At 67.4% G+C, this 24,014-nt stretch carries 21 protein-coding genes and 2 pseudogenes; 13 read left to right on the top strand and 10 right to left on the bottom strand.

Features of this window, described 5'->3' with window-relative positions; all coding sequences use genetic code 11:
- Nucleotides 1–574: 574 nt before the first annotated feature.
- Nucleotides 575–1,222 (top strand): annotated as a pseudogene (locus tag OG203_RS11475) (class I SAM-dependent RNA methyltransferase); the annotation flags it as partial.
- A gap of 170 nt (nt 1,223–1,392) precedes the next feature.
- Here the strand turns inward: OG203_RS11475 and OG203_RS11470 are convergent.
- From OG203_RS11470 to glsA, 4 genes are all read right to left on the bottom strand, one after another.
- A complete protein-coding gene (locus OG203_RS11470; protein WP_405165647.1) occupies nt 1,393–2,196 on the bottom strand; it encodes an enoyl-CoA hydratase in 804 nt (267 codons plus the stop codon).
- A gap of 114 nt (nt 2,197–2,310) precedes the next feature.
- Entirely contained in the window at nt 2,311–3,195 is an 885-nt protein-coding gene (locus OG203_RS11465; RefSeq protein WP_405165646.1) for a CPBP family intramembrane glutamic endopeptidase, read from the bottom strand.
- 106 nt (nt 3,196–3,301) lie between these two features.
- On the bottom strand, nt 3,302–3,976 hold the full coding sequence (locus tag OG203_RS11460) for an SIMPL domain-containing protein (protein WP_405165645.1): 675 nt from the start codon (nt 3,974–3,976) through the stop codon (nt 3,302–3,304).
- A 316-nt stretch (nt 3,977–4,292) separates the two neighbouring features.
- On the bottom strand, nt 4,293–6,158 hold the full coding sequence (gene glsA / locus OG203_RS11455; RefSeq protein WP_405165644.1) for a glutaminase A: 1,866 nt from the start codon (nt 6,156–6,158) through the stop codon (nt 4,293–4,295).
- Nucleotides 6,159–6,325: 167 nt separating this feature from the next.
- On the opposite strand from glsA, the gene dxs reads away from it, so the two are divergent.
- Together dxs and OG203_RS11445 are read left to right on the top strand one after the other, a co-directional pair.
- Entirely contained in the window at nt 6,326–8,248 is a 1,923-nt protein-coding gene (dxs, locus tag OG203_RS11450; protein WP_405165643.1) for a 1-deoxy-D-xylulose-5-phosphate synthase, read from the top strand.
- Nucleotides 8,249–8,325: 77 nt separating this feature from the next.
- Entirely contained in the window at nt 8,326–8,532 is a 207-nt protein-coding gene (locus OG203_RS11445) for a hypothetical protein (RefSeq protein WP_405165642.1), read from the top strand.
- A gap of 6 nt (nt 8,533–8,538) precedes the next feature.
- Here OG203_RS11445 and OG203_RS11440 read toward each other — a convergent pair whose 3' ends face one another.
- The gene (locus OG203_RS11440) at nt 8,539–9,195 is read right to left on the bottom strand and encodes a PhzF family phenazine biosynthesis protein (protein WP_405165641.1); all 657 of its coding nucleotides are present in this window, start codon (nt 9,193–9,195) and stop codon (nt 8,539–8,541) included.
- 291 nt (nt 9,196–9,486) lie between these two features.
- Between OG203_RS11440 and OG203_RS11435 the strand changes: the two genes are divergently transcribed.
- Nucleotides 9,487–9,867, top strand: a complete 381-nt coding sequence (locus tag OG203_RS11435) for a DUF5655 domain-containing protein (protein ID WP_405165640.1) — start codon at nt 9,487–9,489, stop codon at nt 9,865–9,867.
- Between the two features lie 651 nt (nt 9,868–10,518).
- A complete protein-coding gene (locus OG203_RS11430; RefSeq protein ID WP_405165639.1) occupies nt 10,519–10,683 on the top strand; it encodes a hypothetical protein in 165 nt (54 codons plus the stop codon).
- Here OG203_RS11430 and OG203_RS11425 read toward each other — a convergent pair.
- Nucleotides 10,680–11,252 (bottom strand): CGNR zinc finger domain-containing protein, encoded by a 573-nt coding sequence (locus OG203_RS11425; protein WP_405165638.1) that lies wholly within the window; start codon nt 11,250–11,252, stop codon nt 10,680–10,682. The two genes, OG203_RS11430 and OG203_RS11425, sit on opposite strands and share 4 nt — an antisense overlap.
- 101 nt (nt 11,253–11,353) lie before the next feature.
- Here OG203_RS11425 and OG203_RS11420 point away from each other — a divergent pair, with 101 nt between their 5' ends.
- Nucleotides 11,354–11,764 (top strand): SRPBCC family protein, encoded by a 411-nt coding sequence (locus OG203_RS11420; protein ID WP_405165637.1) that lies wholly within the window; start codon nt 11,354–11,356, stop codon nt 11,762–11,764.
- A gap of 1 nt (nt 11,765) precedes the next feature.
- Here the strand turns inward: OG203_RS11420 and OG203_RS11415 are convergent, their stop codons facing one another.
- Together OG203_RS11415 and OG203_RS11410 are read right to left on the bottom strand one after the other, a co-directional pair.
- Nucleotides 11,766–13,028 (bottom strand): HRDC domain-containing protein, encoded by a 1,263-nt coding sequence (locus OG203_RS11415; protein WP_405165636.1) that lies wholly within the window; start codon nt 13,026–13,028, stop codon nt 11,766–11,768.
- A 135-nt stretch (nt 13,029–13,163) separates the two neighbouring features.
- Nucleotides 13,164–13,802, bottom strand: a complete 639-nt coding sequence (locus OG203_RS11410) for a DUF3000 domain-containing protein (RefSeq protein WP_405165635.1) — start codon at nt 13,800–13,802, stop codon at nt 13,164–13,166.
- Between the two features lie 716 nt (nt 13,803–14,518).
- Between OG203_RS11410 and hemE the strand changes: the two genes are divergently transcribed.
- The 4 genes from hemE (at nt 14,519) to hemQ (ending at nt 19,556) form a co-directional block, all read left to right on the top strand.
- Nucleotides 14,519–15,574 carry a uroporphyrinogen decarboxylase gene (hemE, locus tag OG203_RS11405; protein ID WP_405165634.1) on the top strand — a complete coding sequence of 352 codons (1,056 nt, stop codon included), beginning with the start codon at nt 14,519–14,521 and terminating at the stop codon, nt 15,572–15,574.
- A 441-nt stretch (nt 15,575–16,015) separates the two neighbouring features.
- Nucleotides 16,016–16,549 (top strand): uridine kinase, encoded by a 534-nt coding sequence (locus tag OG203_RS11400; RefSeq protein ID WP_405165633.1) that lies wholly within the window; start codon nt 16,016–16,018, stop codon nt 16,547–16,549.
- A 524-nt stretch (nt 16,550–17,073) separates the two neighbouring features.
- Nucleotides 17,074–18,420 carry a protoporphyrinogen oxidase gene (locus OG203_RS11395; RefSeq protein ID WP_405165632.1) on the top strand — a complete coding sequence of 449 codons (1,347 nt, stop codon included), beginning with the start codon at nt 17,074–17,076 and terminating at the stop codon, nt 18,418–18,420.
- 440 nt (nt 18,421–18,860) lie between these two features.
- Entirely contained in the window at nt 18,861–19,556 is a 696-nt protein-coding gene (hemQ, locus tag OG203_RS11390; RefSeq protein WP_405165631.1) for a hydrogen peroxide-dependent heme synthase, read from the top strand.
- Nucleotides 19,557–19,647: 91 nt separating this feature from the next.
- On the opposite strand, the gene OG203_RS11385 is transcribed toward hemQ, so the two are convergent.
- Complete coding sequence (locus OG203_RS11385) at nt 19,648–20,241, bottom strand: DinB family protein (RefSeq protein WP_405167833.1); 594 nt, start codon at nt 20,239–20,241, stop codon at nt 19,648–19,650.
- A gap of 281 nt (nt 20,242–20,522) precedes the next feature.
- On the opposite strand from OG203_RS11385, the pseudogene OG203_RS11380 reads away from it, so the two are divergent.
- Nucleotides 20,523–20,702, top strand: a pseudogene (locus OG203_RS11380) (hypothetical protein); the annotation flags it as partial.
- A 656-nt stretch (nt 20,703–21,358) separates the two neighbouring features.
- Here OG203_RS11380 and OG203_RS11375 read toward each other — a convergent pair.
- A complete protein-coding gene (locus OG203_RS11375) occupies nt 21,359–22,249 on the bottom strand; it encodes an alpha/beta fold hydrolase (RefSeq protein WP_405165630.1) in 891 nt (296 codons plus the stop codon).
- Nucleotides 22,250–22,336: 87 nt separating this feature from the next.
- On the opposite strand from OG203_RS11375, the gene OG203_RS11370 reads away from it, so the two are divergent.
- Both OG203_RS11370 and OG203_RS11365 read left to right on the top strand, forming a co-directional pair.
- The gene (locus tag OG203_RS11370; RefSeq protein WP_405165629.1) at nt 22,337–22,813 is read left to right on the top strand and encodes a MarR family winged helix-turn-helix transcriptional regulator; all 477 of its coding nucleotides are present in this window, start codon (nt 22,337–22,339) and stop codon (nt 22,811–22,813) included.
- A gap of 412 nt (nt 22,814–23,225) precedes the next feature.
- On the top strand, nt 23,226–23,555 hold the full coding sequence (locus tag OG203_RS11365) for a hypothetical protein (protein ID WP_405165628.1): 330 nt from the start codon (nt 23,226–23,228) through the stop codon (nt 23,553–23,555).
- Nucleotides 23,556–24,014: the final 459 nt, after the last annotated feature.

Here is a 24,014-nt window from a genome sequence, read left to right as displayed (position 1 = left end):
CGGCGGCGTCTGGCGCGGCGGCGCACGCCGCGGCACAGAACCGAGCGATGGTCGCAGCCCGGATGAGCCTCATGGCGGCTGGCACCGCGACGACGCACGCAGTGACGGCAGCCTTGGCGAGCGCGAGGCCAGCGGACACAACGACTTTGATCTGCCTGGCAGCAACGACGGTGGTCGCGGTGCCGCTGAGCGTGGCCGGGATCGCGACGGTCGGCGGGGTCCGGATGAGCGTGGTGGCACCGATCGGGATGATCGTCGTGGCACGAGTGATTCTGGTGGCAGTCGCGGCGGCGCGCGCGGTCGCGATGAGTCGCGTGGTGCTGATGAGCGTGGCGGTTGGCGCGATGGTCCTGATCGGCGCGGTGACGACGACCGGGCCGCACTGCGGGATCGCGACGGTCTGCGGGGCTCGGAGGGGCGTGCTGGCAGCGACCGGGACGATCGTCGCGGCCCCAACGATTCTGGTGGTGATCGCCGCGGCGGGCGTGGTCGCGAGGAGGCGCGCGGTGCTGATGGGCGTGTGGAGGAGCGGTACGCCGCCGATGGTCGGCTGGAGGCACCGCAGGCTGGTGAGCGGCGCAATGCTTCTGCTCGGCGAGCGGCTACGCACGCTGCGCGCGACGAGTGGGTGATCGCCGGAACCGGGCGTGCGGTCGAGTATGTCGCGGGTCGCCGGTGGGAGGTCGCCGCGACCGGCTTCTGGCAAGCGCATCATGGTGCCGCGCAATGTTATTCGGATCTCGTGGCGGAGTGGTCCGGGTTGCGTCCCGGCGGCTTGGCCTGGGATCTGTACAGCGGCGCCGGTGTTTTCGCGTCCAGGTTGGCCGACCAGGTCGGGCAGACCGGCGCGGTACTCGCGGTGGAGTCGGCCCGCTCAGCAGTCGCCGACGGCACAGCGGCCCTCCTCGACCTACCGTGGCTCGACCTACACGCCCAGCGGGTCGAGCGCTGGGTAACCGAACGTGTCGGCGGCGCAGCACCAGACGTCATCGTCCTCGACCCACCGCGCGCGGGCGCTGGCAAGGACGTGGTAGCCGCGATCACCGCAACCGGCCCTCTCCGCATCGTCCACATCGGCTGCGACCCAGCCTCTTTCGCCCGCGACCTCGGCCTCTACCAATCCGCTGGCTACCAACTAACCGACCTCCGAGCCTTCGACGCCTTCCCCGGCACCCACCACGTCGAATGCATCGCCCTCCTGGAGCGCTCAGCACCGGAATAGCGTGGCACCGCTCGCCAAGCGAGACATGGTGGCGGCGAATCGCGAGTGGGCGCGCCGGATAAGTACAGCTGCACGCTTTTTGATATGGCGCACCTGGAATCGCAGGCAATTCCGGGTGCGGGAAATCAAAAGGCGTGCGGTGACGTGGGTTTCGTCGGTGGTTTGACAGGTCAGTCGTCGTAGACCGGGGGGCGGTGGTCGCGGCGGGCGCGGATGGCTTCGTCGAAGTTGGCGGTGGTGAGGCGGACGTAGAGTTGGGCCATGCCCTCGTGTTGCATGTGGGATTCGAAGCCGCCTGCTTCCATGCCGCTCCACAGCATGCGTTTGGTGAGTTCGGTGCCGACGCGGCTGAAGCTGATGATGCGGTCGGCCAGGTCGTAGCAGGTTTCGAGGAGTTTGGCGGCGGGCACGGTGCGGGAGACGAGGCCGATGCGTTCGGCTTCGGCGGCGTCGACGTCGCGGCCGGACAGCATGATCTCGAAGGCGCGGGAGGCGCCGATGGCGCGCGGCAGCAGGTAGCTGATGCCGAGTTCGGTGGAGGTGAGGCCGTTGTTGATGCCTGCCGCGCGAAAGTAGGCTTCCTCGGCCGCGATTCGGATGTCGGTGGCGACGCTGAGACAGAATCCGCCACCGATGGCGGCGCCGTTGATCGCGCCGATCACCGGTTGGTTCATCCGCCGCAGGGTGATCATCACGTCGTTGAGCAGATCCATCGAGCGGCGCGCGACGCTGGTGACGGTGAGCCCCTCGACATTGGGCACCTTCCCCGCGCTCTGCAGGTCGGCGCCGGAGCAGAAGCCCTGCCCCGCGCCGGTGAGCACCACGACCCGAATGTCGTTGTCGGCGCTGACTTCTTCGAGCGTTTCACGCAGCGGAATCATCACGTCGAAGGCCATCGCGTTCATCCGGTCGGGGCGATTGAGTGTGACCAGGGCGACGTGCGGTCGCGGTGTATCAATGAGCACGAACGACATGCGAACCCCTAACCAGCGGCGTCCTGCCACCGACTTCTCAATATAGGTTGCGCGAGGGATACGCTCGTCCGATCGCGGTTTTGGAGATATGCGCATCCGTTGCCCCGAGGTGCGTCAGCCGAACGAGGGCCAGGAGTTTGCCGGTGCCGTAAAGGGTTTCGACCTGGTGGTTGCGGGGTGGACCGGGAACCAGGTGAACAGCACGGCCGCGATGACGGTGAGTACGCCCCAGCCGACGAAACCGTATCCGGCAAGCAGGGGGTTCATTTCGTGCGCGGGGGAGTTGAACAGGCCGAACAGCATTGCGCTTCCGTTGAATGCGGCGTGGGCGACGGCGCACGGCCAGATGCTGCCGGTGTACATCCGTAGCCAGCCGAGGATGGCGCCGAACGGGACGCAGAATCCGATGAACGCGACGGCGGCCAAGGAGCCGAGGTTCGGATAGTTGTAGCCGAGCAGCGTCAGCGGTGCGTGCCATAGGGCCCAGATCACGCCGGTGGCAATGATTCCGCCGGTGCCGCCGAGGCGGCCGGTGAGCTGCGGCATCAGCCAGCCGCGCCAGCCGAGTTCCTCGCCGAGCGCGAACGGCAGGGTGCCGAGGGTGGAGACGGTGATCGCGTCGACGACGACGGCCGCCACGATTTGCGGGCTCGGGAATTCGAAGATGTACACGTTGAACAGCACGCTCAAACCGAAGGCCACCCACAGGAACAGCGGCGCCGCGAGCCAGGCGATCGCCGTGAGCCATGCGGTCCGTCCAGGTCGCGCGCCGAGCCGTAACCCGTTCTGCGCCACCAGCGCGGACCAGGACAGCCGCCGGTATCGCCACACAGCGAGCACACCGAGCGCCGGGGAGAGCATCATCAGCGCGGCTCCGGTATGCAGCCACAGCCCCGACTGCAAGCCTTGACCATCGAGCCACGGCCCGGACGCGAGCACCCAGGCCGCACCGACCGCGACGAGCAGGAACAGAGCGAAATCGTTGCGCCGAGCGATCATCCGACATCCTTAGGACGGCGTGCTGCTATACCTACTCGGACGCGGTGGATGTCCGTCCGGTTCCATCGATGTCGAAAGTTCTTCTACGGTTTTAGTCCCCGCTCGGCTAATTCAGTTGCCAGGTAACGCGAATCCCCGCCGAGATCTCGCTCTCGCCGAGCTCGACCGGTACCGGAGCGGCACCGTAGGCGTCCATCGAAATCGACATCGCCTTCACGTGCGGAATGGAAGGCGGTGCGGCGGAAGTATTCTCGGTGATCTCCAGCACGGAGCCGAGCGCTCGACCCGCACGCGCCGCGAACTGCTCGGCCTTGGCGACGGCGTTCTCCCAGGCCGCGTCCCGCGCTTGCACGAGCAGCGACTCCTGGTCGGCGAACGTGAGATTCAGACCACCGAGCCGAACATCATCGCCACCCGCGTCGACAGCGTTGGCGATGATCGTCGCGGGGCCGGGATCGGCATCGTCACCGAGGTTGCGCAGCGCGATGGTCAGCGACGTGCTCGCCAGATAACCGGTAATACGATTGCCCTGACCCTCGGTCCACACGGTTTCGGTGTGCACGGACAACCCGCTCGTCGCGATATCTTTCCCCTCGACCCCGTCCGAACGCAGCGACCGGGTAACCCCCGCGACCCGCTCACCGGCCTTGCTGTACGCGAGCGCGACCTTGCTCGCCCGGCATTCGACGGAAATCGTGACGCGCATCAAATCCGGCGTAGCGCGCGCGGTGCCGCTGCCGAAAATGGTGACGGTGCCCGCGGCGTCGGACTGGTTACTCACGGCATTCTCCTCGATCGGTCGACGGTCAGTCTCGCTTCAAGTGGTCAACGGCGGACACAACACAATCGTCCCCGCCGATAAAAGTTCGTAGCCTCATCATCCCGGCCGACACCGGGACCGGGACGCACCTGGACCTCGATCACCGGCATACGCCGAGATGATGGCAAGCCGTGTGGGCCATGAGGTAGTGCCACCCGGTGATGAGTCAAGCCGCACTGGGAAGTGGCATGCCGCGAGGCGGTGCGGCAAGCCGCACGGGGACGGTGACGAGGCTGTGTGGCGACGGGTACGCCAGGTGACGGGCGAGCTGAGCCGCTCAGTAGTCACCCCCACGCACAGCGATCGCGCGCACCGCCGCGTCCATCTGCGCATAAGCCCCCGCTGCCAACCGCTCGAGCAACGCCAACTTCAACTGTGGCGCCCGCGAGGTGAGCTGATCGAATCGCGCAGGGCTCAACACCGCGACTCGCACACCGGTCTCCGCCCGTGCCTCGTTCACGAACGGTGTCCCCACCAGCATCGGGATCTCGCCGAACGACATCCCCGACGACAAACTGACCAGCCGATGCGTCCGATCATCGCTGCCCTCGAACGTGATTCGCACCCGACCTTCGAGGATCAGATACAACCCCGATCGCGCACTTCCGCGCCGCGCGATCACCTCGCCGCGCGCGAAAGTGTGCACCTCGAACTCCTTGGCCAACTGCACTCGATCATCCTGCTCGAGCGCGGCGAGCGCTTCATGATCCTCGATCGCGATCGAGGTGCACACCGGCTCCTCGCCCGGCCGGTGCCGCTCGAGCACGATGTCCTCACACCATTCGGTGGCGGTGTCGCGATCGATGAACACCCGCCCGCGCGGATCGTCCGGATCGAGGCTGGACGCGAGGTGCCCGAGCTTGGCGTCGGGATCGACCAGCGCCACTCGCACGCCGATCGCCGCGAGCTCGGTCTGCAGATCATCGATCATGGTCACCGCGATCGCGCTCACCTCACCGATCCGGCGCAGATCGACCACGAGCGCTTCCAGCTCGCCCGCCTGCGCCTCGATCGTGCGTACCGCGCTCTCCGCGCCCGCGAACAGCAGGTCGCCGTGCAGTTCGTAAACCCGTGCCCGATGGCCGTTTTCGGCGAGCACGGCGATCTCCTCGGTCGTCCTGCGCAGCCGCGATGGCACCTCGGCGACCGAGTATCCGGCCCGGATCGCCGTCCGCGCCGCCCGTGTGACGTGCAGAAAGTGCAGTTCCAGTCGCTGCGACAGCTCACGGCAGGCCGCGACGCCGCGCACGCTGTTGCCGTGCGCGTCCAGCCGAGGGGAGTAGACCGCGATGCCGATCTGCCCGGGCAGCACCGCGACGATGCCGCCGCCGACCCCGCTCTTCGCGGGCAGCCCGACGCTGGTCACCCAGTCACCGGCCGCGTTGTACATGCCGCAGGTGGTCATCACGCTGAGCACCCGCTCGGTCAGCGCGGTCGACAGCGCGCGTTCCCCGGTGACCGGGTTGCGGCCGTTGTTGGCCAGCGTCGCCGCCATCATCGCGAGGTCGCGGCAGGTCACGTCGATCGAGCACTGCCGGAAGTAGCGGTCGACCGCCTCGTCCGGATCGGAGTCGATGATGCCGAACGAGCGCAGCATGTAGCCGATGGCGCGATTGCGGAAACCGGTGCGCGCCTCGGACGCGTACACCGCCTCGTTCATGCTCAGTTCGCGTCCGGCGAAACGCGAATAGCAGCGGCGGATGCGCTCGAATCGCTCGAGCGGACCGTGACCGGTGATCAGTGCCGCCGCGGTGATCGCGCCCGCGTTGATCATCGGATTGCGCGGTCGCTCGGTCACCGGGTCCAAACTGATCTCGTTGAACGCCTCACCGGAGGGCTCAACATCGATGCGCGCGTCCACGAACTCGGTGCCGCGATCGGCGAGCGCGAGCGCGTAGGTGAACGGCTTGGAGATCGACTGAATGGTGAACGAGGTAGCCAGGTCGCCGGTGCCGTAGACCCGCCCGTCGGCGGTGGCCAGGCACAGCGCGAACGAATCGGGCTGCGCGGCAGCCAGTTCCGGAATGTAGTCGGCCAGTGTGCCGGAATCGTCGGGACGGCACAGCTGATAGACGTCGTTGACGATCCTGGACACGACGCCCGGTTCGATTGTCCTCTCGATCGCCTCTTCGAGCTCGGCCACACGATCACTGTAGGCCGAGTACGGTATGCCGAGGCTCACATTTCGGCCTGATGTCGGCAGGTGGTGGTCGTTGCCAGGTGTGGCAGTTGGGTTCTCGTTCGAAGGCACCGACCGCCGCTCCGTAGACTGATCGGATCAGAAGCGCTATCCGGAGGGAGCGAGTTCAGGTGGGAGTGCTTTCCCGGGTCGACACGCCCGAAGATCTTCGTCCGCTCACCGCATCGCAATTGCGTGAGCTGGCGGACGAGATCCGCGATTTCCTCGTGCAAAAGGTTGCTGCGACCGGCGGGCATCTCGGCCCGAACCTAGGCGTGGTCGAGCTGACCATCGCGCTACACCGGATCTTCGACTCGCCCGCCGATCCGTTGATCTTCGACACCGGCCACCAGGCCTACGTGCACAAGATCCTGACCGGTCGCAAGGGCGATTTCGACACCCTGCGCAAGCAGGGCGGCCTGTCCGGCTACCCGAGCCGCGCCGAGAGCGCGCACGACTGGGTGGAGTCCTCGCACGCCTCCGCGTCGCTGTCCTACGCGGACGGGCTGGCCAAGGCGTTCGCGCTGACCGGGCAGGACCGGCACGTTGTCGCGGTGGTCGGCGACGGCGCGCTCACCGGCGGCATGTGCTGGGAGGCGCTCAACAACATCGCGGGCGCGCCGGACCGGCCGGTGGTGATCGTCGTCAACGACAACGGCCGCTCCTACGCGCCGACCATCGGCGGCCTGGCCGACCGGCTGACCGCGCTGCGCACCCAGCCCGCCTACGAGCACGCGCTCGACGCCGGGAAACGAATCCTGAAGAGCATTCCGCGCGTCGGCGAGTCCGCGTACTCGATGATGCACGCGGTGAAGGCCGGGATAAAGGACGCGGTGAGCCCGCAGGAGCTGTTCAGCGACCTCGGGATGAAGTACGTCGGCCCGGTCGACGGACACGACATCGTCGCGCTGGAGGCCGCGCTGCGCCGGGCCAAGGACTTCGGCGGGCCGGTCGTGGTGCACGCGGTGACGCAGAAGGGGCACGGGTACGCGCCCGCCGAGAACCACATCGCCGACCAGATGCACGCCTGCGATCCCATCGATCCGCTCACCGGCGTGCCGGTGGGTGGGCCGAAGGCGCTCGGCTGGACGTCGGTGTTCTCCGAGGAACTCGTCGCGCACGCCGAACGACGCGACGACATCGTCGCGATCACCGCGGCCATGCCGGGACCGACCGGGCTCGCGGCGTTCGGGGAGCGGTTTCCGGAGCGGATGTTCGATGTCGGCATCGCCGAACAGCACGCGATGGCGTCGGCCGCCGGGCTCGCGCTGGGCGGCATGCATCCCGTTGTCGCGATCTACTCGACGTTCCTCAACCGCGCGTTCGATCAGTTGCTGATGGATGTCGCGCTGTTGAAGCAGCCGGTGACCGTTGTGCTCGATCGCTCCGGCATCACCGGGCCCGACGGCGCAAGCCACAACGGTATGTGGGATCTGTCCGTGCTCGGCATCATTCCCGGGATTCGGGTGGCGGCGCCGCGTGACGCGGCGACCTTGCGCGAGGAGCTGGCGGAGGCGCTCGCCGTCAGTGACGGGCCCACCGCCATCAGGTTCCCCAAAGGCAGTGTCGCCGACGATATTTCGGCCGTCGAGCGACTCGACGGGGTGGATGTGCTCCGGCTGGCCGTCGCTACCGGTGATGACGTCGCGCTGGATGGCGGCGGGTCGGTCCAGGCGGTGCGCGGTGACGTGCTGCTGGTTGCCGTCGGCTCGTTCGCCGAGGTGGCCATGCACACCGCGGATCTGCTGGAGGCCGAAGGGGTTTCGGTCACCGTGATCGATCCGCGCTGGGTGCTTCCGGTGTCCGACACCTTGGTCAAGCTTGCCGAAAACTACCGGCTTGTCGTGACTTTGGAAGATGGTGGACTGCACGGCGGTATCGGCTCGACCGTGTCGGCTCGGTTGCGCAACTCCGGGCTGGATATCCCGACCCGCGATCTCGGTGTGCCGCAGCAGTTCCTGGATCATGCGTCGCGTGGTGCGGTGCACGCGGAGCTCGGGTTGACGGCGCCGGATATCGCGCGGCGGATCGGTGGGTGGCTCGCCGCACGGTGAGTTGAGAGGCGAGCGCCCCGCGAATGGCTGGCTCTTCTCGACTGAGTCGTCGAGCGGATCCGGTCAGGTGCGAACTGGTGCGGTTCGCTGTGCTGCCGAGCGATGCGTGTGCTCGCGATATGTGGCGACGGCACCAGGTGGTAGCCGATCCGTTCAGATCCACTCCGCGAGTGTGGCTGCTGTCGAGCGGATCTGTAGGTGCGGCTGTGCTGACCCGCCTGTCTCCCGACCGCTACACCACCGGCGCCGACCTCGCCATCGCGATCAGCGGGTATGTGCGCTAGGGCGAACTAATGTCCGGATTCGGTCTCGTGCCTGACGCGCCCGCCGACCTCGATCAGACCGTCCGGCTGCGGGGTCGTCACGATCTGTGAGCCGCGGCCCTGCGAAATGTGCAGGGGGCGGCCGAGACTGGCGGTGAGGAGCAGTGCCGCCGCGCCCGTGGCCTCGTCCTCATCGATGCCGTCGTCGCGGCCGGGGAAGGCTCGGGCCGTGATCTGACCGGCCGCCTCGTTCTGCCATGCCCAGGCGTAGATCCATTCGCCCGGTTCCGGCATCGGCAGTGCGTCTACCTCTGTCGCAGAGTCGTACTGGCGCAATGTGCGCGGAGGCACCCATTCGGGTCGCGCTGTGATCCAAGTGAATTCGTCGTCGGCCCGGGCACCTACTACGCCTGCCTGGATGACCAGGGTGGGCACTTTGAGCAGCCAAGCTGTACCAACGCACGGATGTCCGGCGAAAGGGAGACGCAAGGTCGGTGTGTAGATGTCGATGACGCCGCGTTCGGGATCATCGATGAATACGGTCTCGCTGAACCCCAACTTCCTGGCGAACGCCTGACGCTCGGCCTCCGCTGGGATAGCGGCCCCCTCACGAACAACACCGAGTTCGTTGCCAAACCGGCCGTCGGGCCCACAGAAGACGCGCAACACGTCGTACTCAGTCACCCACGCAGTCAACCACTCCGGTCACGTCCGCCAAGATCGGCATGATCAACGGGACATGGTGGCGGAAAAGTGCGAGAGCGGCCGCCCTCATGTCCCGTTGGCCGCCAGTGATCTCGCCATCCCGGACCGCTCGGCCGTACTGCAGCGGCAGCGCGGGCGCGCCATCGTCACCGTGCAGGCCTCGCTCGACGTGATCGAGCACTAGTTGGACTGCGACCACGCCGACTTCACCATCTGCCCGCACTTCCAAGAGGCGATGTCCAAGTGCCTGTTTCGGCAATAATGCGAAGGATGGACGAGCATACGGTCGAAAATCTGTTCGCCGATCGCCCGAGCGCGCTGCGCCTGTTCCGCAGTCTGGCACCGCGGATCGAGGCGCTCGGCGCGATCACCACCTCGGTCACCAAGAGTCAGGTCTCCTTCGGCGCCGATCGAAAGTTCGCGTGGCTGTGGCCGATACCGCGGAGCAAGCAGGCACCGGAGGATGTCCTCATGCTCACCCTCGACCTGCGCATACCCGTATCGGATCCGCTGATTCTCGGTGTGCAGGAGACGTATCCGGGTAAATGGACGCATCAGATCCGCGTGCTGGACGAATCGGTCGTCGAGCACGTGGTGAACGAGGGTTGGCTCGAAGCCGCCTACGACTTCGGCATGAAAGATTCGAAGTAAGGCGGAAACCGCTGCCGCCGAGTTCGTTTCAGCAGGAGCCTGTTGCCAAACCCTTTCGGCGCTCCCGAGGCGATCATCCCGTTCAGCGTGCCCGAGGGCGCGCACGATATCCGGACGAGTGATGCCGCACGAACAGGCGCACCCGGTTCGGCGGTGCGACGGTGCGGGTCTGGCGAGGCTGCAGTGCCGGAGTGGAGGGTGTGGCGAGGCTGCAGTGCCGGAGTAGAGGGTGTGGCGAGGCAGCAGTGCTGGGGTGAGGGTGTGGTGGTGCCGCGGTGTGGCGGTGCTGGGGCCTGCTCGTTGCGCTGGCCACCGCGGCTGTTGGATCGGCGCCACTATCTTCGCGCCGGGCACCCCCATGCTGCGTGCCTGAGGGCGCGCACGATATCCGGACGGGTGGTGCCGCATGAACGGACGCACCATGTTCACCGGTTCACCGTTGCGTGCGGGTGTGACGGACAGCGGTGCCGGGGTGTAGGGGGTGTGGTGGTAGCCGGGTTGCGGCGGTGCCGGGTGTGGTGGTGCCGGGTTGCGGCGGTGCCGGGGGTCGCGCTGACCACTGCGGCTGTTGGATCGGCGTCACCATCGTCGCGCGGGACAGCCCCATGCTGCGTGCCCGAGGGTGCGCACGACTATCCGGACGAGCGCCGCATGAACGGACGCACCATGTTCACTGGCGCGGCGGTGCGTGGCGCTGATCACCGAGAGACTCGGCGGCTGCTGGATCGGGTTCGCCACCTTCCGTCGGGCGTCACCGGCGGCGTGCTCGCTATCAGCGCCAGGTGGCAATGCCTGCCGCCGAACGTCTTCGGCTAGCGCGTGGTCCGTCGACGTTGTGCGGCACGGACTTTGACGCGATTGCCGCACACGTTCATCGAGCACCAGGTGCGGCCGTGGTTTCGGGAGTGGTCGTAGAAAGCCCAGCGGCAGCTCGGTTCTCGGCAGGCTTTGAGGCGCGGCCAGGTGCCAGCGGCGACGGACGTCGCGACGTCGGCGAGCAAGATCGCCAGCGCGTGATCGACCGGTTCGCGGGACTGGGGGACCAGGCGCGGCGGCACGCTGGTCACGTCGAGGCGCAGCGGTAGCGCGGCGGATAGCGTGCCGAGTTGTGTTCGCGCCGTGGCGTCTAGGCCGTCCGGATGGGGGCTGGTGACAGGCTCGGCATTGTTCTCGGCGAGTAGCGCGCGCAACCCTTCGCGCAGCCAGACGGCGCGCTCGCGGCCGTCGGCGTCGGCCTGTGCACAGACGGGGAGTAGGTCGTGGGTGTGCAACCAGATCGTCAACTGCTCGGGGGTGGCGAGCCCGTCGCCGTCCGCGCGACGCGTATTGACGAAGTCAACGATGCGCTGCAACACCGCGGTCGTGGTTCCGATTTCGCTGGGCACGTCACCATCGTAACTATCTATTGACGTTGGGTAGTTAGCTAACTATCGTTCAGTCAACACTAGTTAGCCAAGCATGGCTGGAACCCGCAAGGAGTCTGCTGATGGCATCGGTCAAGAAAGAACTCATCGTCGAGGTCCCCGTCGAGAACATCTGGGCGATCATCCGCGATTTCGCCGGTGGCCCGGTCCGGATGGCACCCGGCTACGCCGTCGACAGCAAACTCGTCGCCCCGGACACCCGCGTCGTCGACTTCGCCAACGGGTCGACGCTGCGCGAACGGCTCGTCACGATCGACGACGACGAGCGCCGCTTCGTCTACTCGATCATCGGCGGCAGCGTCACGCCGGAGCACAACAACGCCACCATGCAGGTCTTCCCGCACGGCGACGGACACAGCCGCTTCGTCTGGATCCACGATGTGCTGCCCGCGGAACTCGCGGAGGCCTTCGGCGCCGGCATGGACGAGGGTCTGCGCAGCTTCAAGCAGACGCAGGAGTCGAACCCGTCCTGAGCTACTCGGCGGGTTGCGGGGTGAGCGCGATGGTCAGCTGCGGCACGGCCAGCTCGCGCTGCCAGGGCCTGGCGCCGCCCGACTTGAGGAAGCCGTCGATGGCGGCGGCCAGGTCGTCGGGGGAGTCAGGGATGCGGTCGTAATCGGGCAGTCCGTCCCAGCACAAGCGGCGGACCAGGTCGGGGGAGAGCAGGTTCTCGACCGGGATCGAATGTTCGGTGGACAGCTCACCCATCGCGGTGCGCGCGCGGGTCAATCGGGCGGCGGCGGCCGGGTCGCGGCGCTCCCAGCGGTTCACCGGGGGCGGACCGTCGAATGGCTGGGTCAGCGGGGGTAGGTCGCTGTCCGGCATGGTCCGGCCGCGATCGACGGCGGCCAGCCATTCACGGGAGTAGCGGCGCTGGCGCGGGCCGCCGAATACCGGCAAAGCGCGCAATTGCGCGATGGTCTTCGGGTCGGCGGTGACGGCCGCGATGATCGCGGCGTCCGGCAGGATTCGTGCGGGGGCCACGTCGCGGGAGCGGGCCAGGGTGTCGCGGGTGGTCCATAGTTCGCGCACCACGGCGAGCTGCCTGGTGCGGCGCAGATTGTGGATGCCAGAGGTGCGCCGCCAGCGGTCCGCCTTCGGCGCCGGTGGCTCGGTCGTCCTGACGTGCTCGAATTCCTGTGCCGCCCAATCGGTTTTGCCCTGTGCCTCGAGGTCGGCGGCGACCGCGTCGCGTAACTCCAGCAGCAGTTCGACATCCAGCGCCGCGTAGTTGAGCCATTCGTCGGGCAGGGGCCTGGTGGACCAGTCGGCCGCGCCGTGGCCCTTGCGTAGCGCGTGACCAAGCAGATTCTCGACCATCGCGGCCAGGCCGACACGTTCGAAACCGGCCAGCCGACCGCCCAATTCGGTATCGAACAGGCGCTTGGGGCGCAGGCCGAGTTCGGCGAGACCCGGCAAATCCTGGTCCGCCGAATGCAATACCCACTCGAGGTCGTTGATCGCCTCGGCCAGCGGTGCGAGCGAATCGGCGACCGGAATCGGATCGATCAGGAACGAGCCCGCGCCCTTGCGGCGAAGCTGAATCAGGTAGGCGCGCGCCGAATACCGGAAACCCGAGGCACGTTCGGCGTCGACGGCGAGCGGGCCGGTGCCCGCGGCGAGACGAGTAGCGGCCGCGGTGATTTCAGCGGCGGTGTCCAGTACCGGAGGCACGCCATCCACGGGCGCGAGCAAGGGTGGCGCGCCGGTGGGTTCGGATTCGTCGGGTACGGACATGTTGTTGAACTTTACGTGCAGTGCCGCAGCGGTCGTCGTCCTATCGGGCTTCCGTGTGTCGGGAGGGCGAACAACAGCGGAATCGATGGATGCTTTCGTTCATCTCAACGCCGCGTCGGCCGCTGGTCTTCCCGGCTAGCGATGATCGTTGGAGAGATCCGGTCGCATCTGTAGCTCGGTGATACCGGCCGGTGGGAGTCCTGCGGCGTAGGCGAGCACCTCGCAGAAGCCTTCCACGTGCGGGCGCATGTCATTGGTGATCGCGGTCCAGGAGGCGCGCAGCTCCAGCTGATGGGCCCGCGGCGGGCCCGCGATATCGCCGTAGCGCACCGAACTGGTCGAAGTCACAGTGCCGCCGAGCGCGGTGAACGGTTCCGAGCGCGACTCCAGCGCGTCGACCAGCCAGCTCCACGCCACCTCCGGTAGCAGCGGATCGGTGGCGAGCGCGGCATCGATGTCGGCCTGGATGTAGGCGACCAGCCGCAGGGTGCCATGCCAGGCATCGTCACCGTCCGGATCGTGCAGCAGGATCAGCCTGCCGAACGCGTCGCCGTCCGAATCGACCGGCACGACACCGGATTCCGGATGCTTTACCTCGGCACCGAGTGCGTAAGAGTAGGGCGCCAGACGTTGCGGCGGGCGGATCGGAGCCAGCTCGATCCGAGGGTGCACGGTAGCGGTGCCCATCGCATCGACCGCGGCGCGAAATTGAGCTGGCTCGCCATGGGGTCCCTCGGTCGCTGCGGCGCCGTCGCGGAAGTCGAGCGGTGTCACGAAGGGGACGGTAGACCTTGTGCACCCGGCACAGTCGGAGGCGCGCCGCTGTATTGATGCCGCGTCCGCGGGCCATTCCGTACTTCCGCGCGTCGCACCTTTCGGCGTGTCGCCCTCGTCGGGGTGATCGGAGGTGGTCCGTCCGCAGGCCCGCGCGCTGCCAGGGCGCAGCACGGGCCTCGCCCGCATCCTGATTGCCCGCACGCGGGATCGTGGTGCGGGGGAATCAGGATGCGCGCGGGGGTCGAGTGGGTCACGGTGGCAGCGGTGAACTGGATCGCCGAGGAGATGCGGCGCGGCGATGCGGAGATGTTGGTGACGGTCGGATGTGAGCCTGCTGCTCCTGTGGCTCGGCCGTATCGGGCGGCGGGTCACGCATCGGGGACCGCCGAAGTAACCCGGCCCAATCAATCGGCTCGGCCGCGTCCTGCATCGGGAACCGCCCACGTACCTGACACCAACGAACTGGCTCGGCCGCGTCACGCATCGCGGTCCGCCGAGGTACCCGATCCCGATCAATCGGCTCGGCCGCGTCGGCTGGTGATCGTGCATCGCGGGATCCCACCGCACGCCTCTTGAATTGCCGTACGTGGAATCGCAGGCGAATCGTGGTGCCGGGAATCAAGGGGGTGCGGCTGGGCTGGGGCGGTAGCGGTGGAAGTGGGGGCGTGGAGGCGTGGTGGAGGTGGGGCGACGGCCCTTTACGATGGGCGTTGATGAGCACTCATACTCGCCGCCGCCTGACCGATGCCCCGTTCCTGGCCGCCGCCACCGGTGCGGCGCCGAGCAGGCGTCCGGTGTGGTTCATGCGGCAAGCCGGACGGTCGTTGCCCGAGTACCGCGAGCTGCGCAAGGGCGTTGGCATGCTGGAGTCCTGCTTCGATCCGGAGCTGGTGTGCGAGATCACGCTGCAGCCGGTCCGCAGGCACGGTGTCGACGCGGCGATCCTGTTCTCCGACATCGTCGTTCCGCTGAAGGCCGCCGGGATCGACCTCGATATCGTGCCCGGCGTCGGGCCGGTCGTCGCGTCGCCGGTGCGCACCGGCGACGATGTGCGCGCGCTGCCGCGATTGCGGCCCGAGGAAGTGGGCGCGGTCGCCGACGGGGTGCGGTTGCTGGTGGACGCGCTCGGCGAGACGCCGCTGATCGGGTTCGCGGGCGCGCCGTTCACGCTCGCGTCTTACCTGGTCGAGGGTGGGCCGAGCAAGAACCACGAGCGCACCAAGGCGATGATGTACGCCGACCCGCAGACCTGGCACGCGCTGCTCGGTGCGCTCACCGACATCACCATCGTCTTCCTGCGGGCTCAGCTCGACGCCGGTGTCGACGCCGTGCAGCTGTTCGACTCCTGGGCCGGCGCGCTCTCCCTCGCCGATTACCGCCGGTTCGTGCTGCCGCACTCCGAGCGGGTGTTCGCCGAGGTCGCCGACGCGGGTGTGCCGCGCATCCACTTCGGTGTCGGCACCGGTGAACTGCTCGGCGCGATGGGCGAGGCGGGCGCCGACGTGGTCGGCGTCGACTGGCGGGTGCCGCTCACCGACGCCGTGCGCCGCGTCGGACCCGGAAAAGCGTTGCAGGGCAACCTCGATCCCGCCGTGCTCTTCGCGGGCTCGGCCGCGGTCGAAACCGAAGCACGCCGCATCGCCGCCGAAGCCGACGAGGCGATCACCTTGGGCGCCAAGGGCCACATCTTCAACCTGGGCCACGGCGTCCTCCCCGACACCGACCCCGCAGTGCTGACGGCACTGGTCGAATTGGTGCACGAGCTGTAGTGCTCGCGGAGGTCGGGGCGGTTGTCGCGAACGAACCATGGTTCGGTTCGAGACCGTAGCGGTCGTGAAGGTTGTGGCACGGGTTGTCGCGAGCGAGCGAGCGAGCGAACGGCGGCTGGGTGGACTGGACGAATGATCATGGGGAACTGGTGGCGGCGTTTACTCGCAAGATGCCGCCACCAGTTCCCCATGATCTTGGTCATGCCCCCTGCACCCCACCACCAACCTCGCCGTGCTGATGGCATTGGTGGAATTGGTGGACTAGCTCTGTGCTCACAGAGGTTGTGGCGCGTTGTCGTGAGGGAACTACGGTTCGGGGCGAGACCGTAGTGCTCGTGGAGGTTGCCGCGAGCGATCCACGGTTCGGGTCGAATCCGTAGTGGTCGTGGAGGTTGTGGCGTGGGTTGTCGCGAGTGAGCCGCGATTCGGGGCGAGACTGTAGTGCTCGCGGAAGTCGTCGCACGCGTTGTCGCGAGTGAGCCGAGGCTCGGTTCGACCAGGTTGGTCGCGGTCGACGGGCCGGGCGGAGCTGGAAAGTCAACGCTGGCTGGACAACTCGCGCGCGAGTTCGACGCATCCGTAGTGCCGACCGACAGCTTCGCGTCGTGGGACAACACGCTGGACTGGTGGTCGCGGCTGGAGAGCCAAGTACTCGAACCACTCGGCCGCGACGTGCCCGCTCGATACCAGCGGTATGACTGGGATCGGCGAGCGTTGGCCGAATGGCACGTGGTCGAGCCCGGCGGCGTGGTGGTGCTGGAGGGCGTGTCCTCCTCTCGCGCGGCCGTTCGTGCCCGCCTGTCGCTGGCCATTTGGGTCGACACCCCGCGACCTTTGCGGCTGGCCCGCGGCCTCGAACGCGATGGCTCCGCCGCGCTCCCACTGTGGGAACAGTGGATGGCCGACGAGGACAACCACTTCGTAGCCGACAACACCCGCGCGCACGCCGACATCATCGTGAGCGGCACCGCGTAACCACCTCCGCAGACCTGCTCACGCCTCCCACCCACTTGCGGTCCGCGCACGAAATCGTCGGCAATTACCTGCGCGCGAAGCAAATACGCGCGCAGGAGCGCCCCCCGACTGGCGTTTCCGCCGTCACGCCCCACCGGGTGGACTGGACGAATGATCATGGGGAACTGGTGGCAGGGTTTTCTCGCACTTTGCCGCCACCAGTTCCCCATGATCTTGGTCACGCCCCCTGCCCACCACTGACTCCGCCGTACTGACAGCACTGGTCGAATTGGTGCACGAACCGTAGTGCTCACAGAGGTCGGGGCGCGTTGTCGCGAGCGAACCGCGATTCGGGTCGAGACCACGGTGCTCGCGGAGGTTGTGGCGCGTGAACCAGGGGTCGGTTCGAGATCGTAGTGCTCGCGGAGGTTGTGGCGCGCGAAGCGGGGTTCGGGTCGAGACCGTAGCTCTTGTGGGGTAGTGCGCTTCTGCGTGGGAGTGGACCGGTCGGGGGTGGCGGGTGGGTGGGGGATACCGTCGAGGGCATGAGGATCGCGGTGGTCGGTGGTGGGATCAGTGGGCTGGTTGCCGCGTATCGGTTGCGGGTGTTGTTGGGGGCCGGGGCCGATATCTTGGTGCTTGATCGGGCTGAGCGGGTTGGTGGGGTTCTCTATACCGGTGAAGTAGGCGGGGAGCCTTTGGATCTCGGGGCGGAGGCGTTTGTCGGGCGGCGGCCAGAGGTGCCGGAGTTGCTGCGGGAGGTGGGGCTGGAGACGCAGTTGGTGACGCCCGCGGGGTTGCGGCCGTTGGTGTGGTCGGGTGGGGCGGCGCATGCGTTGCCGGAGCGGACGTTGATGGGGATACCGGCGGATGCCGAGTCGATGCGGGGGTTGGTCGATGCGGAGACGGTCGAGCGGATCGCGGGGGAGTCGCGGCGGCCGCTGGCTTGGGAGCCTGGCGCGGATGTCGACGTGTACCGATTGATCGCCGACCGGTTCGGGGTACAGGTTGTCGAGCGGAGCGTTGATCCGTTGTTGGGTGGGGTGTATGCGGGGAGTTCTCGCTCGATCGGGGTGCGCGCGGCGCTGCCGACATTGGCCGCCGCGTTGGACGACGGTGCGCCCAGTCTCACCCATGCCGTGTCCGTCGCGCTGCCGCCGCCGTCGAGTGCCCCGGTCTTCGGTGGGCTCCGTGACGGATACCAGGTGCTGTTGGCGGCGTTGGCGGCGCGATCCGGTGCGAAGTTCGTCACCGCGACACCGGCCACTCGGCTCGCCCGCGGACTGCGCGGTTGGGTCGTCGACCCGATCGGTGCGGTCGACGCGGTCGTGCTCGCCACGCCCGCGCCGGTGACCGCCCGACTGCTCGGCACGGTCGAACCGAATGCCGCTGCGGCACTTGCCGGTATCGAGTTGTCCTCGTCGGTCGTTGTGGCGCTTGCCCTTCCGCGCGACACCGCGCTGCCGCAGAACTCGGGCATCCTGGTCGCCACCGGAGAGTCGTTGCGCGCCAAGGCATTTACCCTGTCCAGCCGAAAGTGGACGCACCTGGCCCAGCGCGACACCGCCCTGGTCCGTGCTTCCTTCGGCAAATTCGGCGACGACTCCACCCTGTCCTGGTCCGACGCCGACCTCATCACCGCCGCCGCCGAGGATTTGGCGACAGTCACCGGCATCGCCATCGAGCCCGTCTCCGCCGTCGTCCAGCGCTGGCGCGGCGGCCTCGCCCAATACGCCCCCGGCCACACCGAACGCACAGCCGTCATCGAATCAGCAGTCGCCCCGCTCGACGGCCTCGCCCTCGCGGGCGCCTACCTCCACGGCGTCGGCGTCCCCGCCTGTGTCGCCTCAGGCAATGCCGCCGCCCGCCACATCGCCACTGCCGCAGGCTGATTCGTCCTCACGTGCGCCTACCTCGACAGCGGGGTGTCGTGTGCGCGTCTCCTCGGCAATGCCGCCGCCCGCCGCATCGCCACTGCCCCAGGCTAGTTCGCCCTCGGCAGGCACCGATGTCTACGGTATGGGTGTCCTGTCGTGCTTCGGTATTGCCTCGCAGGCTGTTACGAGGCACGAACGCTGCGGGATGCCTCTCGCGAGAGAGGCCCGCACTGTTGGTGCGTTTCGGCTGGCGAGGTGGGGTGCCGGCGGTGCATCGCCTTGCCGCCGTGGGCGAAGCATCGCAAGCTCATGGAGGGGTTCGAACCACGGTCGAGCGCTGTCGGTCCGTCGGCTGGGCTGGGTACGTGGCTGGGGTCCGCCGACGACCGCTCGCAACGGTGTGTCGACCCCGGACCGCGAAACGGTTGACTTCCGGCGGGTGGCACGATGGGGGCATGGCGCGACTCGATTTTCAGGAACTCAACTCGACCATTCGGTACCTGATGTTCTCGGTGTTCCAGGTGCAGCCCGGGGTGCTCGGCGATGACCGGGCGGCTGCGATCAAGGAGGCGCGGGCGTTTTTCGACGGGCTGGCCGATCGGGACGTGGTGGTGCGTGGCGTTTATGACGTGGCGGGGATGCGCGCTGACGCCGACTTCATGATTTGGACGCACGCCGAGCGGATCGAAGACCTGCAGGCCGCCTACGCGGATTTCCGTCGCACCACCGAGCTGGGGCGGGCCAGTGACCCGGTGTGGAGCAATGCGGCATTGCATCGGCCCGCCGAGTTCAACAAGAGCCACCTCCCGGCCTTCTTGACGGGCGAGGAGCCGGGCAACTACATCTGCGTGTACCCGTTCGTCCGCTCCTACGAGTGGTACCTGCTGCCCGACGAGGAGCGGCGCAAGATGCTCGCCGACCACGGCAAGGCGGCCCGCGGCTACCCGGATGTGCGCGCCAACACGGTCAGCTCGTTCGCCCTCGGCGACTACGAATGGATCCTCGCCTTCGAGGCCCCCGAACTGCACCGCATCGTCGATCTCATGCGTGATCTGCGCGCCACCGAGGCCCGCATGCACGTCCGCGAAGAGGTCCCGTTCTTCACCGGCCCCCGCGTCGAGCTCGACAAGCTCATCAACGCCCTGCCCTGAGCAACCGACGACAGGCCCGGCATGCGGGGGGTTGCCGCGAAACGCGTCCCCCGGTCGCCGACCGCGCCAGCATCGATACGAGGACTCCTCGTCAGCTGAGTCCGGCAGCCTTCTTCGCGGCTTCCTCCAGCTCGGACCGATAGCGCTGCCACCAGGTCGGGTCGCTGGTTGGCATGTTGTCTTTGTGGGCGAGCAAGCCCGCCGCGCCGTCGATGAGTTCGCGAACGATATCGGCGTGTCCGGCATGCCGATTGGTTTCGGCGGTCACGTGCACCAGGATCCGATGCAGGGTGACGGTTCGGCGGTCTTCTGACCACCACGGAACCGAACCTTCGGCGGTGAGGTCGAGACTGTCGATCGTGGCGTCGGAATGTGCCCAGGCCCTGCGGTAGAACGCGATGATGTCGGCACGCGATTCTTCGGCGGTGGCCCACATGTCGGCGGTGGGATCGGCCTCGAAATCCTGTTGGGTGATGGATTCGTCGTTCGGTCGGCCGAAGGTGTCGCCGAAGTAGCCGAACTCGATGGTGCCGAGGTGTTTGACCAAGCCGAGCAGGTTGGTGCCGGTGGGGGTCATGGGTCGGCGAACGTCGTACTCGGACAGGCCATCGAGCTTCCAGAGCATGGCTTCGCGGGCATCGCGCAGGTAACGGTGCAATTCCACTTTAGGGCCGGAGACGGTCATGTCGAGCACTCTGCCAGGCCGCCCGTCGATGCCGGACTGTTTTTCCTTCTCCGCCAACAACATCCACTCGACAGACACGCTCAGGTCGCCGCAGCCGCCGATATGGCCGTGACCACGTTGTTCAAGCATTTCCCCGACGGCAAGGAAGCACTGATCTTCAGTCACGGCGAGGATCGGGCGGTCGCGCTGACCATGGCGGTCCGCGAGCGTGCCGAGGGGTGTGATGTCTTGTCGGCTGTGCAGGACTTCATCGAGTCGCGGGGCCGTTCCGGGCCGAAAGTGACGCCTCGCAGGAGCGAGTCACTCGGCTTGTTCGCCGCACGCCCGCGCTGCGGGCCTATGCCCGGCGGAAATGGACGGACTGCGAGGACAGCCTGGTCGCGATCGTTGCCGAGGAGACCGGGCGCGCGGTCACGCCCGCCGTTCGAGCTGTCGTGGTCGACGTCGCGGACGCCCGGTGAAAACGTTCACCCGGCGCCTGCGAGCGACCGAGTTCCAGCGTTCTAGCTGGTAGAACCCTCCGCGGGCTGCAACCGCAGCGAAATGGAGTTGATGCAGTAGTACTCGAACATCTGCAGGCCGTTCGGTCTGGGTATGTGGGTATTTTGGCTGGTGAGTACCGTCTTTGGCGGTTGGTGGGCCGGCGTCTGAATCACTGGACGTTCGCGCGGATAACGGAAGATCAGCCTGAATTCGTTCGCGAAAACGTTCGCGACGATCGAGCGGCCCTCGGCGTGTCGCTGAGCGGCGCGCCGAAGGAGTTCTTAGCAGGGCAATCCTCTGGCAACTAGTAGTGTCTGCGCTTCGAGGCGGCCTGCCTTACCGGCGGGACGCGCAGCTGTGCGGTGTTCAAGTGGGAGACTGCGAGACAGATCGTGAGCGATCCTGCGTAATGCAGGCACTCCTGGGCGCCAGATTATGCCCAGCGAGCGGCCACGGCAGGTTGTGCCGGGGTAGCGGCTCGCCGCGTCGGAATTGTGCTCTGGTGCACTAGAACACGCGGCACTGGACTTCTTTTCGCGAGAAGAAGAATGGTGCGCCATCAGGGACTTGAGCGCAGATTCAGTACCTCTGGACACTGAAGATGTGTCCATGCGGGAGCGCCGCGCTCGGCCGTTCAGCGGCTCCGGTCGACGCGGTCGACGAAGTCGCCGACCGCGGTGGCGAAGGCGGCGGGCGCCTCCTGCGCGACGAAATGCCCGACGTCCGGGATCGTGACCGCGGTGACGTCGCCGGCGACCTGGCGCATCGTCCGCTCGGTGAAGGGGGCGTTGATGCCGTCGACGGCGAGCACGGGAACGGTCAGCGGCCGCGACTCGGCCAGCGCCCGCATCCGGTCGCCGCCGGTCAGGGAGGAACGGTAGAGCCCCTCGGTGCCGCGCCAGCCGCCCGGCCGCGAGTAGGTGCGGGCGAACTCGTCGAGGTCGGTCTCGGTGACCCCGCCCGGCGCCATCGTCATCACCGAGACGGCCCAGTCCAGCATCACTCGCTCGCGGCCGGCCAGGAACAGCTCCGGAATTCCCGGGGCGGCCAGGAATCCCACGTGCCAGGAGCCGCCGTTCCTCACGTCGGCCAGCATCTCCCAGCCGTACCCCGGAAGGGTGGTCTCGACGCCGGTGAAGCTGAGGACGTCGCCGGGGTGCGTGGCCGCGAACGCGAAGACCGGCCCGCCGCTGATGTCCTGGCAGGTCACGTGCACGGGCCCGACGCCGAGGTGGGCGACCAGCCGGTGCAGGTCCTCCGCCATGGTGGCCAAGTCGTGGTCGCCGTCGGCGATGCCGGAGTCGCCGAAGCCGCGCAGGTCGACGGCGAACACCCGGTGGGTGGCGGCGAGCAGCGGGATGACGTCGCGGAAGGCCCACCAGGACTCCGGCCACCCGTGCACCAGCAGGATCGGGGAGCCGGTGTCGCCCGCCGAGACGTAGTGCAACGTGGTGCCGTTGACCTCGGCGGTGTGGTGCGTGACGCCCGCCACGGCGGGCGAGGCGGTCGCGAAAGAGCTGGTCATGCGATTACTCCCAAGATAGACAACCAGGTTAACTCCAGTGTTGGACAACCTGGTTGTCCGTGTCAAGGGAAGATCTAGACTGTGGCCATGTCCTCACGATCCGGCGCCGATCTCGCCCTGCTGCTCCTGGGCAGCTATCGCAATCTGGTGGACGAAGTGGTCCGGGAGCTGGCGACCCGGGGATACCCCGACGCCCGGCCGTCGCACGAGTACGCGATGCGGGCCATCCGAGCCGGCGCCCACAGCGCCTCGGACCTGGCCCGCAGACTCGCCATCACCAAGCAGGCCGCGGCGAAGACGATCGCCGCGCTCGTCGAACGCGGGTACGTCACCACCGAGACCGACCCCGCCGACATCCGCCGCAAGAACATCCGGATCACCGATCACGGGATCGGGCTGATCACCGAGGGCACGGCGATCTTCGACGAGGTGCGGGCCCGCTGGGAAGTGCGTCTTGGCGCCGCCGAACTCGCCGAGCTGGAAACGCAGCTCGCCCAATTCGTCGGCGACTCGCCCATCAACCTCGACGCTCCGGGCTGGGCGGCGGGGCAGGAACTACGCTAGCGGTCAGCCGAGGGTCGTGGTCGGCCGGTCGGCGCCGCTTTCGGGGCCGCCGGAGACATCGGCGGGGCCGAGGAATTCGCGTTTGTACAACCGTTTCACGCCACCGGGATGCCGGCCCACCTGCTTAAGCTCGAGCTGGCACCCGGACGGTCCATCACCAAATCACAGCATCACAACGCGATGCCATCACCCGGTCACCCCCTGGGCAGTCCCGCCCCCCGGTGCTCGTCAGCCGAGCCACTTCCTCGCGCAGCCGCTCGACGTCCCACCGGAGATGCCCACCCACCGTGCGCACCGCGGGCGTACGGGGCACGGGCACGAAAACCGGTCTTTCACAACTACTTCCAGGCAGGGACCGCGCGAGCGTGCCCGAGTCCGCCACTCCGAGCCCAATCGACACGCCGCAGCAGGCATGACGACCCCTATGCCCGCGATCCCGGACTCGACCAAAACCTCCCTGGCTCAGCGGCTGCGTCAACACGCCACCGAGCGCTGGCCCCAGCTGACCGGTTTACATGTCCGCTACCACGGCCAGTTCGCCTACGTTGAGGGCGAACTGGCCGACGGCGACCGGCTGCCTCTGATCCGGCTTCGTTACGGCGGATCGGCTTCAACGTGGGGATTCAGCCTCTACCTCGCCAGCAGCGGCAAGTACGAAAACCAGATCCTGCCCACCGGATTCACCGCAGGCAGCCCACAAGAAGCCCTCGATTGCGCCTGCGACCTCTATCTCGAGCACTGATCCCCGAAGAACTTACGGGCGGGACCACTAAGCGTCGCGGCTCATGCACGCATCGTTATGGAAGGTGTTCTCATGTCGGACACGTGTGGCGTGTCATTGACAGAGGTTGAAGGTCTCGATACATAGAGGTTCCGGTCGAGCCCAGCAGGATGGTGTACGACTCCCGGTTCCTGCACAACGCAGGGTGCCGGAACCGAGAAATAGATGACCACCGCGCGATCCCCAGAAGCCCCACCAAGTCGTTCAGAAGAAAAGAAGACCACGCGATGACCTCTGCCCAACCTATCGCCCGGTCCGTGGCGTTGCCCGGCAGACTCGCCGCCGCGAGTCCTGATCTACTACGCAACATGCGTTATCCGCATCAGCGGTGACCGCGCTCGGCGGGGTCGTGAGTGCCCACGACACGTCGGTTCGATCCACATCTACATGATCACCCAAATCGGTCACCATCGCGCGCTA

The sequence above is a fragment of the Nocardia sp. NBC_01499 genome, assembly GCF_045040275.1.
Lineage (GTDB): Bacteria > Actinomycetota > Actinomycetes > Mycobacteriales > Mycobacteriaceae > Nocardia.
Note: the sequence above shows the minus strand (reverse complement) of the source record. Positions and strands in the feature narration are given on the sequence as shown.

Excerpts from the sequence above, each read along its gene's own strand:
- OG203_RS11465 (WP_405165646.1), bottom strand. The coding sequence starts at position 3,195 with ATGATCGCTCGGCGCAACGATTTCGCTCTGTTCCTGCTCGTCGCGGTC.
- OG203_RS11430 (WP_405165639.1), top strand. The coding sequence starts at position 10,519 with ATGAACGGACGCACCATGTTCACTGGCGCGGCGGTGCGTGGCGCTGAT.
- OG203_RS11385 (WP_405167833.1), bottom strand. The coding sequence starts at position 20,241 with ATGACCGTCTCCGGCCCTAAAGTGGAATTGCACCGTTACCTGCGCGAT.
- OG203_RS11370 (WP_405165629.1), top strand. The coding sequence starts at position 22,337 with ATGTCCTCACGATCCGGCGCCGATCTCGCCCTGCTGCTCCTGGGCAGC.
- hemE (WP_405165634.1), top strand. The coding sequence starts at position 14,519 with ATGAGCACTCATACTCGCCGCCGCCTGACCGATGCCCCGTTCCTGGCC.
- OG203_RS11365 (WP_405165628.1), top strand. The coding sequence starts at position 23,226 with ATGACGACCCCTATGCCCGCGATCCCGGACTCGACCAAAACCTCCCTG.
- OG203_RS11375 (WP_405165630.1), bottom strand. The coding sequence starts at position 22,249 with ATGACCAGCTCTTTCGCGACCGCCTCGCCCGCCGTGGCGGGCGTCACG.
- hemQ (WP_405165631.1), top strand. The coding sequence starts at position 18,861 with ATGGCGCGACTCGATTTTCAGGAACTCAACTCGACCATTCGGTACCTG.
- OG203_RS11470 (WP_405165647.1), bottom strand. The coding sequence starts at position 2,196 with ATGTCGTTCGTGCTCATTGATACACCGCGACCGCACGTCGCCCTGGTC.
- OG203_RS11415 (WP_405165636.1), bottom strand. The coding sequence starts at position 13,028 with ATGTCCGTACCCGACGAATCCGAACCCACCGGCGCGCCACCCTTGCTC.
- OG203_RS11435 (WP_405165640.1), top strand. The coding sequence starts at position 9,487 with ATGGACGAGCATACGGTCGAAAATCTGTTCGCCGATCGCCCGAGCGCG.
- OG203_RS11420 (WP_405165637.1), top strand. The coding sequence starts at position 11,354 with ATGGCATCGGTCAAGAAAGAACTCATCGTCGAGGTCCCCGTCGAGAAC.
- OG203_RS11395 (WP_405165632.1), top strand. The coding sequence starts at position 17,074 with ATGAGGATCGCGGTGGTCGGTGGTGGGATCAGTGGGCTGGTTGCCGCG.